Below are 12,327 nucleotides of genomic sequence, written 5' to 3'. Positions count from 1 at the left end.
ACGCATCGGGCATGTGGCGCTTGCTGTCGAACGGCCGGGGACGATAGAGCAAGGTGTCCACTGCCTCTTAGCTGCACGCGAAGCGAGGCCTGCGTCGACTATCACGTCAGACTCTCTTTGGTTTTCGTATCCGATTTTCACAGGCGGCATTCATGTATTGCGGGGTGTGCCCTCATTGCTTGAACTGTAGCCATAGCGGTAGGCAGCCAGCATCTGGGTTGGCCGGCCGTTTATAGGCAGGCGGCCCACTGCGACTGTGGTTAGGTGTTCCACCTCGCGCCACCAGAGGCCGTAGAACCACTTAACTGCCGTTGCTAGCCCGAAACGGCTCAACTGCCTCACGGCAGGCGATGCATGTATCTGCTCGTCAAAGCGCGTAGAATCGCGCCTCGATTCAGTGGTCAGATTGCGAGTGGATATCGTGGAAATATTCAAAGAATTTACGTTCGAATCAGCGCACCGCCTGCCTCACGTACCGCAGGGGCACAAATGTGGACGTTTACACGGCCATTCTTTTCGAGTTGCTCTGTATATCAGCGGTCCGGTTGACCCGCACACGGGTTGGATTCGAGACTTCGGCGAAATCAAAACGATATTCAAGCCGTTGTACGACCTGCTTGATCACAATTACCTGAATGACATTCCAGGTTTGGAAAACCCCACCAGTGAAAATCTGGCGAAATGGATATGGCACGAACTTAAGCCATTACTTCCAGAGCTTTCGTGTATTCGTATTCATGAGACCTGCACCAGTGGCTGCGAGTACCGGGGCGATTAGTGGTCTTTAGTTGGGTACGTCCGTCGTAAGCGCGTTAACACCTCATTGAGTCGATAGCAGCTAGCACAATCCAGAGTCGACCTATGCAATAGAGCCCGCCCAGCATTAGCAGCGCTCGAACCTCCTGTTTTGACACTTTCGCTTCGTTGTAGCAGAGTACGGCGCTTTTCACGCGACCTAGGTCGTTTCTATGGAGAATTCGAATGAACGCAGTTGTTGCGGCAGTCGGCATCATGCTGATCCTGAGTCTATGCCGCGTGCATGTGGTGGTTGCGCTTATTGCAGGAGCGCTGGCCGGCGGGCTGATCGGTGGGTTGGGAATCGAGGGCAGTCTTGCCGCATTCAATAAGGGCCTCGGCGGCGGGGCAACGGTTGCATTGTCTTACGCTTTGCTCGGCGCTTTCGCCGTGGCCATTGGAAAAAGTGGTCTTGCGCACGCCCTGGCGGACAAGGCGCTGAACTTGGTTGGCAAGCAGGGCACCCAAGGTGCCGGTGCCGTCAAGTGGCTGATGATTGGATTGCTGCTGGCGGTAGCCGTGTCTTCCCAGAATATTCTACCTATCCATATCGCGTTTATTCCGCTTCTGGTCCCGCCGCTCCTTTTCGTGCTGTCAAAGATGAAGATTGACAGGCGTTTGATTGCCTGTGTTCTCGCATTTGGCCTCATCACCCCCTATATGTTTCTGCCTGTGGGGTTCGGCAATATCTTCCTGAACGAGATTTTGTTGGCTAACGTCGCGAAGAGTGGAGTGGATGTCAGTGGTATCAAAGTAACGCAGGCGATGTTCATTCCCGCGATGGGGATGGTCGCGGGTCTACTGGTTGCTTTCTACAGTTACCGCAAACCTCGCGAATATGATCTTGCGCGGATTGAGCAGGTTGAAAGCAGCACTGTCAGCTATAGCCCTCTGACGCTGCTGGTAGCGGCTATAGCCGTCGCTGCGGCATTTGTTATCCAGCTGTGGCTGGACTCGATGATACTCGGCGCGCTTGTGGGGTTTGTCATTTTCTCCGTGTCGGGCGTAGTGCGCTGGCGAGAAGCGGATGATCTTTTCACGGATGGCATGAAGATGATGGCCATGATCGGTTTCATCATGATTGCGGCCGCAGGGTTTGCCGAAGTGATGCGTGAAACCGGCGAGGTGAAGTTGCTGGTAGACGCATCGACTCAATGGATCGGAAACAGCAAAGCTGTTGGCGCATTGCTAATGCTCCTGGTCGGCCTGCTGGTCACCATCGGTATCGGCTCGTCGTTCTCTACCGTGCCGATCATCGCCGCGATCTTTGTACCGCTTGGGGTGGAACTCGGGTTCAGCCCCTTGGCAATCGTCAGTCTGGTCGGAACCGCAGGCGCTCTGGGAGACGGAGGCTCGCCGGCCTCCGACTCCACGCTGGGCCCGACCGCGGGCTTGAACGCAGACGGCCAGCATAATCACATCTGGGACACAGTCGTGCCGACGTTCCTGCACTACAACTTGCCGCTGCTGGCGTTTGGCTGGCTCGCCGCGATGACCCTGTAGCGCCGTGTGGGCTGTCCGTTCAGCGACGGCCCTACGCCTATTTATAGCCTGACCCGCACTCATACCGCCGCCCGTTGACTAAACAGAACTGAACGCGGCGGCAGGGTCAACAATGGTCAATTCGACGCTCGAGCAAAAAGTCTTTCTTGCACTGCTCGTGGTGGTTTCTCTCGCGTTTGGCTGGATTCTACTGCCGTTCTACGGCGCGGTTTTCTGGGCTGTCATCCTCGCGATCATTTTCGCTCCGCTGCAGCGATATCTACACCGGCGCTTCAATCAGCGACGGAACCTTGCTGCGTTCTTCACGTTGCTGGTCTGTCTGCTGGTGGCCGTTCTTCCTGTCATCCTGACTACCGGGATGCTGGTTCAGGAAGGCGCGACTCTCTACAAGCAGATCGAAAGCGGGGAGCTGGATATCGGCAGCTGGGTAGCGCGCTTTCGGGATCTGCTGCCTCAATCGGTGCAGCTGCAGTTGCAGCGTTTCGGTTTCGGGGATCTTGAATCGATGCGTGAGCGGCTTGCTTCCGGAGCCCTCGAGGGAAGCCAGTTTCTTGCGACGAAGGCATTCAGCTTTGGTCAGGGTACGTTTCAGTTTCTGATCAGTTTCTTCGTGATGCTTTACCTGCTGTTCTTCTTCATCCGGGATGGCCGTGACCTGGTTGCACGAATCAGAAAAGCCATTCCGCTCAGCGATGCGCAGAAGCGGCGGTTGTTCAACAAGTTCACGCGTGTGGTGCGAGCAACGGTCAAGGGCAATATTGTCGTAGCCCTTACCCAAGGGGCGTTGGGCGGAATCATCTTCGCCGTGCTCGGGATATCCGGCGCCTTGCTCTGGGGCGTGCTGATGGCGTTTCTGTCGTTGCTGCCGGCGGTTGGGGCAGGCTTGATCTGGACGCCCGTAGCCATCTACTTCCTGATGACCGGTGCGATCTGGCAAGGTGTTGTGCTGACGCTGTACGGGATACTGGTGATTGGTCTGGTAGACAATATCCTCAGACCCATTCTGGTTGGCAAGGACACCAAAATGCCGGACTACGTCGTGCTCATTTCAACGTTGGGGGGGCTGGCGTTGTTCGGATTGAACGGGTTTGTCATCGGCCCATTGGTGGCCGCACTGTTCATCTCTACCTGGGGGCTTTTCACTTCGCCGGAAGAGTCTGACATGGCGCAGCTGGACAGGGCCGCCAGAGAGAAGGGGCCGGCGTGAGCCAGCCCCTAGGCAATCACATCAGGCGCTTGCCATCTTCGCGCGTGATGACGACAGTCGCGGAGCGCGGCCTGCGGCCCGGGCCGTCCGGCCAGGTGCTCGTGTAGTTCGTTGGCGTCGAGCCTTCGCCGGGATGTTGAATATTGACGAACAGGGTTCGAAAATCCGGCGTCGCTGTGATACCCGTCACTTCGGCGCCTTTGGGGCCGACCAGGAATCGCTTGGTTTCACCGGTTCGGGGGTCGGATACCAGCATCTGGTTGTTTCCGAATGGCCCCGCGCTCAGCTGGCTGCCGCTCATGTCGGTCTGAATCCATAGGCGGCCTTCGTCATCGAACCACAGCCCGTCCGGGCTGGCCATGATGCTGCTGTCGTCGAGCGGTTTGCCTTTCGGACTACGGCTGTTTTCCTGAGGCCCGGCGAGAAGGTAGAGGTCCCAGCTGAATCGCGTGCCGGCAAAGTCGCGGCTCTCCTCGCGCCAGCGGATGATATGACCGAATGGGTTCGGTGCCCGCGGGTTGGACGCATCGGCTTCCCGACGGCCGCTGTTGTTGGTGAGGGTGAAGTAGACTTCGCCGGTATCAGGGTTCACCGCACCCCATTCCGGTCGGTCCATCTTGGTTGCGCCGACGATGTCTGCTGCCAGGCGGGTATTGATCAGGACTTCACCTTGGTCAGCGAATTGGACGCCGGCTGCTTCACAGGCGCGCTTGAACGTCGGATTGGCATGATCCAGAGCCAGCCAATCACCACTGCCGTCGGCGTTGAAACGCGCCACATAAAGGACACCGTCGTCCAACAGGCGCCCATCGCTGCGCTGCGGTCGATATTTGTCGCGACTGACGTACTTGTAAATGTACTCGTTCTGCGAGTCATCTCCCGAGTAGCAGACGACGGGACGACCCGGCTTGACCGGGGCGAACACCAGCCCTTCGTGGGCGAAACGACCCAGCGCCGTGTGCTTCACGGGGGTCGCATTGGGATCAAACGGATCTATCTCAACCACCCAGCCGAAGGTGTTCGGTTCGTTGCGATAGTCCGCCTGCGCAGTGGCGGCCATTCGTGTAGCGTTGAACCGCTCGAACTCATCGCCCGCGACTGTCTCCCAGCCGTAGCGGCCGCCGCCGCGTATGCCATAACGGCTGAGTTCGCGTGGGATTTCGCTGTCGGTGGTGGCGAAGTAACCAGCCCAGTTCTCCTCGCAAGTCAGGTAAGTGCCCCACGGTGTGTGGCCGTTGGCGCAGTTGTTGAGGGTGCCTCGGGTCGACGTCCCACTCGGGCTGTAACGCGTGCGCATCAGGGCATGACCGCTCGCTGGGCCTTCGATGCGCATCGGGGTGGCGCCGGTGATGCGGCGATTCCGGGCCGTTGGCAGCACTGACCATTCGCCACGTGGACCACGACGGATCTCCACGACGGACACGCCATGTGCGTTTATCTCTTTACGCACTTCGTCCACATTGGTGCGCTTGCCGTCTACCACCGTTGGACCGTTGGGGTGGAGCAGGGGCGCGTCGATGTATTCGTGATTGAGGACCAGCAAGCCGTGGTCGCTCTGGCGCCCGCCGTGTTTTGCGTTCATTGGGAAGAAGTGCATCCCATCGTGATGCATGCCCACCTGCTGAGCCTGATCTTCTGCGCTATTGCTGCCATCTTCCAGCCAGGCCGGATAGCGACCCGTGATAGGGGTGCCCCACGGAATGAAGGTTGTGGCGGAATAGCCGGCGGGTACTGTGATGGTATCTGCTCGTGTAACCGAAACCGGGGTGAAAGGCAGGCGGGTACGACGCTTGAACGGGATGTCTTTTGGTCCGCGGGCCGTCGGTTCGGCTGCTTGTACGAGTCCCGGAAGCGACGCGCCAAGAAATGCCAGGGCGCCCATTGCTGCGCCGCCAACGAGTACTTTGCGGCGGCCAATGGAGATCACATCCTGAATATGCGGATTCGTTGAATGGTTACTGGGCAACTCGTCCCCGTTGCCGAACAGAATATCGTTGTTCTCAGTAATCACGGCGCAGCTCCATAACGATTTGTTGTCGGAGCCATGACGCTAATTTGCATATGCGACAAGAGAATGACAGTTGTGTGCTCGACCGACGAAGAGCAGGCGCATGTAACGTTTCGCCTGTAAAAAAAAAGCCCCGGCACATGTGCCGGGGCTTTTTCATCACACCGCAGCTTTGAAGGCTGCGAACCTGTTCTTAGTGGAACTGGTTCATGGTGTTGTCTTTACCGCTTGCCTTCAGAGCAGCTTCGCCAGCGAAGTACTCCTTGTGGTTGTCGCCGATGTCGGAGCCAGCCATGTTCTGGTGCTTGACGCAGGCGATGCCTTGACGCAGTTCCTGACGCTGAACGCCCTTAACGTAGGCCAGCATACCCTGGTCGGCGAAGTACCCCTTGGCCAGGTTGTCGGTGGACAGCGCGGCAGTGTGGTAGGTCGGCAGGGTGATCAGGTGGTGGAAGATGCCGGCGTGGGCCGAACCGTCGCGCTGGAAGGTGCGGATCTTCTCGTCGGCGATCTGGGCCAGTTCGGTCTCGTCGTACTCGACGCTCATCAGCTTGGCGCGGTCGTAGGCAGAGACGTCCTTGCCTTCGGCAACCATGGCGTCGAACACCTGCTGGCGGAAGTTCAGGGTCCAGTTGAAGGACGGGCTGTTGTTGTAGACCAGCTTGGCGTCCGGGATGGTCTTGCGGATTTCGTTGACCATGGCAGCGATCTGGCCAACGTGCGGCTTCTCGGTCTCGATCCACAGCAGGTCGGCACCGTTCTGCAGCGAAGTGATGCAGTCCAGTACGCAGCGCGCTTCACCAGTGCCAGCACGGAACTGGAACAGGTTGGACGGCAGACGCTTCGGACGCAGCAGCTTGCCTTCGCGCTTGATGACGACGTCGCCGTTGCCCAGTGCGGCTTCGGAGACTTCTTCGCAATCCAGGAAGGAGTTGTACAGGTCGCCCAGGTCGCCCGGCTCTTTGGTCACGGCGATCTGCTTGGTCAGGCCGGCACCCAGGGAGTCGGTACGAGCAACGATCACGCCGTTGTCGATGCCCAGCTCGAGGAAGGCGTAGCGAACGGCAGCGATCTTGGCGAGGAAGTCGGCATGCGGAACGGTCACTTTACCGTCCTGGTGGCCGCACTGCTTCTCGTCGGATACCTGGTTCTCGATCTGGATGCAGCAAGCACCCGCTTCGATCATGCGCTTGGCCAGCAGGTAGGTGGCTTCCGGGTTACCGAAGCCAGCGTCGATGTCGGCGATGATCGGGACGATGTGGGTTTCGTAGTTGTCGATCTGGTTCTGGATCTCGGCAGCCTTGGCGTTGTCGCCAGCTTCACGAGCAGCGTCCAGGGCGGTGAACAGCAGGTCCAGCTCGCGGCTGTCAGCCTGACGCAGGAAGGTATACAGCTCCTCGATCAGGTCGGAAACGGCGGTCTTCTCGTGCATGGACTGGTCCGGCAGCGGGCCGAACTCGGAACGCAGAGCAGCGACCATCCAGCCGGACAGGTAGAGGTAGCGCTTGTTGGTGGTCTTCAGGTGCTTCTTGATGGAGATCAGCTTCTGCTGACCAATGAAGCCGTGCCAGCAGCCGAGGGACTGCGTGTAGACGGACGAGTCGGCGTCGTACTCGGCCATGTCCTTGCGCATGATGTCGGCGGTGTACTGAGCAATTTCCAGACCGGTCTTGAAGCGGTTCTGGGCGCGCATGCGAGCGACGGACTCAGGGTTGATGGCGGCCCAGCTGCTGCCGTATTGCTCTTTCAGGGCGGCAACTGCCTTGATGTCGTCTTGATATGCGGACATGTTCAATCCTTCAAAATAAGTGTGGTTGAGCACCGACTTTTCCCACCGAAACCTACGTGCTATCGCTGATCATTGCGGGCAACACGCGGCAGAGCGTCGAAATATCGACTGGGACGAGGATTGAACCAAGGGAAGGGGGGATACGATCGCCGGGCTGGTTCCGGTCATTGCGCCCACAGCCGGCGTGGCTGCCGTGTGCGCTACAACAACGAGAAGCGGTCAGTCTGGCTGATGCGTCAATCGCTACCCCGTCCCTCAGGACGACTCGTTCCAGTCGCAACCTCGTCAGTCCGCCTTGTGGGCAGTACAGTCACGGAACGGCTCGGCTGGTTGGCTTGAGCACGCCCCGGAGACCCTTGCCAGGGCCCCTGGTTAGCGGGAGCGGGGCAATAATGCTCCGCTGAAAAGGCATCGTCAATCGTTTTGTAGTGTTTTTTTTGTGGCACTACATTCTCGCGCTGGGGTCGCGCAGAAGGGGTGCTATCAGTCCAGGACATCGACCTTCAGGCGCATCGACAGATTCTGACTGCCCTGTGTTGAGTAGCGGCGTAGCGTGCCGCGCTGCTCAGAGTTCGCGCTTTCGTCGATGCCGCCGATGGTGATCCACTCGCCGACGCGACCGCTGACCCGGGTATCGGCGTTTTGCACCTCGACCACGCCACTACGGCCCTGTGCGAGCCGATCACGGGTGCTGCTAATGCTGATCTGCACCCGATCGCCGTGGACGGTAGCCGTTGCGTAGAAGCCCCGAAGAACGTCGCGATATTGCGTCTGCTGGTAAATCTGGCCGTAACCGTCGGTGCCCTGGGTTGTCAGTGGCACACTTTGGCCAACCTGAATCAGAGCCGGGTAGCCCTCGCTGGCCTGCACCTGTTGAATGCCGCCATCTCGGCTGTTGGTACTGCGACGGATGATACGTACCCGGTCGCGACCACCGACCTCGCCACGCCCGGTTTCGAACTCCACGTCACCGGAACGCACGCTTCCATCGACCTGATAACCGCCCGCACTGCTGCTTGCCGAGTCCTGCGTGTCGACGCTGATGAGCAGGCGCTTCGGCGCGACGTCCAGCTGGTCGATTACCCGCCGCAGTTCGCTGATCATGGAGTCAGGTGCATTGACGATCAGCTGATTGCCGTAGGCTGTGACCCGGCCCTGATTGCCCAGTACGGACTCGGCCACGGGGATCACATCCTCGGCCATGCGGTTGTTGAGCTGGATGACTTCGGTTGCCGCATGCAGTGGCAGGCAAAGACTGAGCGAGGCGGTCAACAGCAGGGTACGAAGGGTCATAGCAGAAAGCTCCGTAGGTTCGCATCCGATAGCCCATGATCCCACGCCTTGTCGAACTCTGCCTGGCGCACGCGCACCCGACCGAGGTCACGATACAGTGCATATCCGGCGTACTGGTCAGCCTCGGGTCTTTCCAGTAGACCGCAGTCGTCGGCGATGAGGTACGCGCCGCTGGTCGTGGGGTGGTCCGGATTCAGCTTGCGGATATGCACGTTGCTGGTCAGCCGACGGGCTAGCTGCAGGAGGCGGTGGCCTTCCTTGATTGCCCGTGTTGGATCGGCGACCAGAATGCGCAGCTGGTTGCGCGGATGAGACAGCAGCAGGCGGGTACACGCCTGTTGGACGCTGCTGTGGTGATACAGCCAAGGTTCGAGATCCGTGGTGAAAATGCAGACGCAACGCTTTGTCTGCTGCAGCATGGCCAATGCATGCTGGCGAACCTCGATGGGTTTGCTGAAAAGCTGCAGTGGGGTGCTTTGGCCTAAGTGAAAGGACGCGGCTTCCCAGGTCCTGGGCTCAGGGATATCAGCCTGAGGATTGTGCACTGTAAAACGCCCCGGGGAATGGAAGTCAATCGCCGGAAGTTCGACCTGATCTTCATGTTCGTCCGGGACGTTATCGCTCATGAGGGCTCAGTGGCTGCGGCGGAGCATATCGACATGGGGAATGCCGGCTTCGAGGAACTCGTCGCTGACGACCTCGAAACCCAGGCGCTCATAGAACGCGGTGGCATGAACCTGGGCGGTCAGTTTCTGCTCCGCGAGACCGCGGCGTTCGGCTTCGGCGATGACCGCTCGCATCAGCGCATCACCGACATTCATGCCGCGCCAGTCGCGCAGTACTGCTACCCGTCCGATCTGCCCATCGGCCAGCAACCGGGCGGTACCAATCGGGTAATCACCTTCAAGCGCCAGGAAATGAACCGCTTCTGCATCATCAGCATCCCACTCCTGCTCGGGCGGAACAGCCTGCTCGGCAATGAAAACCGCCTCGCGGATACGCCGTAGCTCAGCGTTATCCTGCTGCCAGTCGGCTATGCGTACCTGAACGCTATTCATCAGCAAACTCCAGACTTCCCTGTTTCACCAGTTCGCACAAAAGGCTACGCCCATCATCGTCGCTCAGCCAGGCGCCCACGTTCTCGGCATGCAGCGCATCTGCCGAGCAAATCAGCTTGAGCAATTCACGCAGGCTGGCAGGTAGCAACCGACTTTGTCCGCTGGCAAACAATAGCAGTCCGATATCCACTTCGCTCCAGGCCAGGCGAGCAGCGGGGTTGCGAACCAGAAGGGCGCCATCTTCCAGAGCGGAAAGCAATTCGGCTTCGTCGATGCCAGGGCCTTCCACCCGCTCGGGATAGCGAGGTTCGGTCATGAACTGGCCAAACCAGGTCAGCAACAGGCGTTCGTCGCTCATGTGTTCTGCGAGCAGTGCTTTCAGACGATCCAGTGCATCGCTTTGAATCTGGAACGGATCCTCGGTCGGCTGCAGATCAGCGTCGCTGTAGCGGTCTTCGTCCGGCAGAAACTGCGCAAGAAAATCGGTGAAGTGGGTCAGAACTTCTGCCGCGCTCGGTGCGCGAAAGCCGACCGAATAGGTCATGCAGGCATCTTCGGCGGTGCCGAAATGGGCGAGGCGGGGGGGGAGGTAGAGCATATCGCCAGGCTCCAGTACCCATTCATCGGTGCCCTGGAAGTCGGCGAGAATCCGCAGATCGCCATGGGCGAGCATCGGACTGTCGCTGTCGCACATCTGTCCGACACGCCAGCGGCGCTGTCCATGCGCCTGGAGCAGGAATACGTCGTAATTGTCGAAATGCGGACCGACGCCGCCACCCGGCGCGGCGTAGCTGACCATCACGTCGTCGATGCGCCAGTTGGGCAGGAAGCGGAAGTGCTCGATCAGGTCGGCAACATCCGGTACCAGCTGATCCACGGCCTGTACCAGTAAGGTCCAGTCGCGCTCGGGAAGCTGTTGATAGGTGTCCTCGGCAAATGGGCCACGTCGAAGTTCCCAAGGGCTGTCGCCGTGTTCGATGACGAGGCGGGATTCGACTTCCTCTTCCAGTGAAAGGCCGGCCAGCTCGTCTGGGGAGATGGGGCTTTGGAAGTCCGGAATGGCCTGGCGGATGAGAAGTGGTTTCTTCTGCCAGTAGTCGCGCAGAAATTCCCGGGCGCTGATGCCGCCCAAGATTTGAAGTGGAATATCAGAAGTCATGCGTAACACCTTGCTCTATATACAGAGCTGAAAATAAAAACGCCCGGCACAGCCGGGCGTGCATGCATGGGTTCGCTCAGATGCGCTTGGCCTGGGCAGCCGCGTTGCCGATGTAGTTGGCCGGGGTCAGCTTGCGCAGCTCGGCCTTGGCATCGGCGGGAATGTCGAGGCCGTCGATGAACGTCTGCAGGGCCTCTGGCGTGATGCCTTTGCCGCGGGTCAGGTCCTTGAGCTTCTCGTAGGCGTTTTCCACGGCGTAGCGGCGCATGACGGTCTGGACTGGCTCGGCCAGCACCTCCCAGCAGGCGTCGAGGTCTTCGGCAATGCGGGCGGCGTTGAGCTCCAGCTTGCCGATACCCTTGAGGCTGGCCTCGTAGGCGATGACGCTGTGGGCGAAGCCGACGCCGAGGTTGCGCAGTACGGTGGAGTCAGTCAGGTCACGCTGCCAACGGGAGATCGGCAGCTTGCTCGCCAGATGCTGGAACAGTGCGTTGGCGATGCCGAGATTGCCTTCGGAGTTCTCGAAGTCGATCGGGTTGACCTTGTGCGGCATGGTGGACGAGCCAATCTCCCCCGCAACGGTCTTCTGCTTGAAGTAGCCGAGGGAGATGTAGCCCCACACGTCGCGGTCGAAGTCGATGAGAATGGTGTTGAAGCGCGCAATCGCGTCGAACAGCTCGGCGATGTAGTCGTGCGGCTCGATCTGCGTCGTGTAGGGGTTCCAGGTCAGGCCGAGGTCACCTTCGATGAACTCGCGCGCGTTGGCTTCCCAGTCGATATCCGGATAAGCGCTCAGATGGGCGTTGTAGTTACCTACGGCGCCGTTGATCTTGCCCAGCAACGGAACGGCCGCAACCTGGGCGATCTGACGCTCCAGGCGGTAAACGACGTTCGCCAGCTCTTTGCCGAGTGTGGTCGGCGACGCGGGTTGGCCATGGGTGCGCGACAGCATAGGCACGTCAGCGAACTGCACGGCCAGGTTGCGAATCGACTCGGCGACCTGGCGCATCAGCGGCAGCAGAACGCTGTCGCGCCCTTCGCGCAGCATCAGTGCATGGGAGAGGTTGTTGATGTCTTCGCTGGTACAGGCGAAGTGGATGAATTCGTTGACCTTGGCCAGTTCCGGCAGCTGCTTGGCCTGCTCCTTGAGCAGATACTCAACCGCTTTGACGTCATGGTTGGTGGTGCGCTCGAACTCCTTGACGCGCTCGGCATGCTCCAGCTGGAAGTTCTCGGCCAACTGATTCAGCACGGCATTGGCTTCGCTGGAGAAGGGCGCAACTTCCGGGACGCCTGGATGAGCAGCGAGGCGCTGGAGCCAGCGGACTTCGACCTGAACACGGCAGCGGATCAGGCCGAATTCGCTGAAGATCGGGCGCAGGGCGCTGGTTTTGCCGGCGTAGCGGCCGTCGACGGGGGAAACCGCCGTGAGCGAGGAAAGCTGCATAGAGGGCATTCTCGGACAGTCAGGCAACGAAAAGAGGGCGCAGATTATACACGAATGCACCGGCTGAG

At 59.5% G+C, this 12,327-nt stretch carries 10 protein-coding genes; 3 read left to right on the top strand and 7 right to left on the bottom strand.

From position 1 onward, the window contains the following. Window positions 1-421: 421 nt before the first annotated feature. From queD to EA798_RS18365, 3 genes are all read left to right on the top strand, one after another. Entirely contained in the window at window positions 422-778 is a 357-nt protein-coding gene (gene queD, locus EA798_RS18375) for a 6-carboxytetrahydropterin synthase QueD (RefSeq protein WP_106158852.1), read from the top strand. Between the two features lie 203 nt (window positions 779-981). After that, window positions 982-2,298, top strand: coding sequence for a Na+/H+ antiporter family protein (locus EA798_RS18370; protein ID WP_106158555.1), 1,317 nt, complete (start codon window positions 982-984; stop codon window positions 2,296-2,298). A 112-nt stretch (window positions 2,299-2,410) separates the two neighbouring features. Continuing rightward, complete coding sequence (locus tag EA798_RS18365; protein WP_106158556.1) at window positions 2,411-3,505, top strand: AI-2E family transporter; 1,095 nt, start codon at window positions 2,411-2,413, stop codon at window positions 3,503-3,505. A gap of 16 nt (window positions 3,506-3,521) precedes the next feature. On the opposite strand, the gene EA798_RS18360 is transcribed toward EA798_RS18365, so the two are convergent. The 7 genes from EA798_RS18360 to purB all read right to left on the bottom strand — a co-directional run bounded on the left by EA798_RS18360 (window position 3,522) and on the right by purB (window position 12,259). Further along, on the bottom strand, window positions 3,522-5,516 hold the full coding sequence (locus EA798_RS18360; RefSeq protein ID WP_122099873.1) for a PhoX family protein: 1,995 nt from the start codon (window positions 5,514-5,516) through the stop codon (window positions 3,522-3,524). 190 nt (window positions 5,517-5,706) lie between these two features. Then, window positions 5,707-7,302 (bottom strand): isocitrate lyase, encoded by a 1,596-nt coding sequence (locus tag EA798_RS18355; protein ID WP_122099872.1) that lies wholly within the window; start codon window positions 7,300-7,302, stop codon window positions 5,707-5,709. Window positions 7,303-7,785: 483 nt separating this feature from the next. Beyond that, a complete protein-coding gene (locus EA798_RS18350) occupies window positions 7,786-8,595 on the bottom strand; it encodes a secretin N-terminal domain-containing protein (protein WP_122099871.1) in 810 nt (269 codons plus the stop codon). Continuing rightward, entirely contained in the window at window positions 8,592-9,221 is a 630-nt protein-coding gene (locus tag EA798_RS18345) for a DUF7931 domain-containing protein (protein ID WP_122099870.1), read from the bottom strand. Before EA798_RS18345 ends, EA798_RS18350 begins: the two co-directional genes overlap by 4 nt. Window positions 9,222-9,227: 6 nt before the next feature. Then, complete coding sequence (locus tag EA798_RS18340) at window positions 9,228-9,653, bottom strand: GNAT family N-acetyltransferase (RefSeq protein WP_106158561.1); 426 nt, start codon at window positions 9,651-9,653, stop codon at window positions 9,228-9,230. Further along, window positions 9,646-10,812, bottom strand: a complete 1,167-nt coding sequence (locus tag EA798_RS18335; protein WP_122099869.1) for a ribosomal protein uL16 3-hydroxylase — start codon at window positions 10,810-10,812, stop codon at window positions 9,646-9,648. The genes EA798_RS18340 and EA798_RS18335 overlap by 8 nt, the downstream gene beginning before the upstream one ends. Before the next feature lie 76 nt (window positions 10,813-10,888). Next, entirely contained in the window at window positions 10,889-12,259 is a 1,371-nt protein-coding gene (gene purB, locus EA798_RS18330) for an adenylosuccinate lyase (protein ID WP_122099868.1), read from the bottom strand. Window positions 12,260-12,327 lie beyond the last annotated feature (68 nt).

The sequence above is a fragment of the Pseudomonas songnenensis genome, assembly GCF_003696315.1.
GTDB lineage: Bacteria > Pseudomonadota > Gammaproteobacteria > Pseudomonadales > Pseudomonadaceae > Stutzerimonas > Stutzerimonas songnenensis.
This window is presented reverse-complemented; position numbering and strand designations above follow the sequence as displayed.

Bases quoted from the DNA above. Each gene is read 5' to 3' on its own strand.
- EA798_RS18370 (WP_106158555.1), top strand. From the start codon at position 982: ATGAACGCAGTTGTTGCGGCAGTCGGCATCATGCTGATCCTGAGTCTA.
- EA798_RS18365 (WP_106158556.1), top strand. From the start codon at position 2,411: ATGGTCAATTCGACGCTCGAGCAAAAAGTCTTTCTTGCACTGCTCGTG.
- EA798_RS18355 (WP_122099872.1), bottom strand. From the start codon at position 7,302: ATGTCCGCATATCAAGACGACATCAAGGCAGTTGCCGCCCTGAAAGAG.
- EA798_RS18350 (WP_122099871.1), bottom strand. From the start codon at position 8,595: ATGACCCTTCGTACCCTGCTGTTGACCGCCTCGCTCAGTCTTTGCCTG.
- EA798_RS18345 (WP_122099870.1), bottom strand. From the start codon at position 9,221: ATGAGCGATAACGTCCCGGACGAACATGAAGATCAGGTCGAACTTCCG.
- EA798_RS18340 (WP_106158561.1), bottom strand. From the start codon at position 9,653: ATGAATAGCGTTCAGGTACGCATAGCCGACTGGCAGCAGGATAACGCT.
- EA798_RS18335 (WP_122099869.1), bottom strand. From the start codon at position 10,812: ATGACTTCTGATATTCCACTTCAAATCTTGGGCGGCATCAGCGCCCGG.
- purB (WP_122099868.1), bottom strand. From the start codon at position 12,259: ATGCAGCTTTCCTCGCTCACGGCGGTTTCCCCCGTCGACGGCCGCTAC.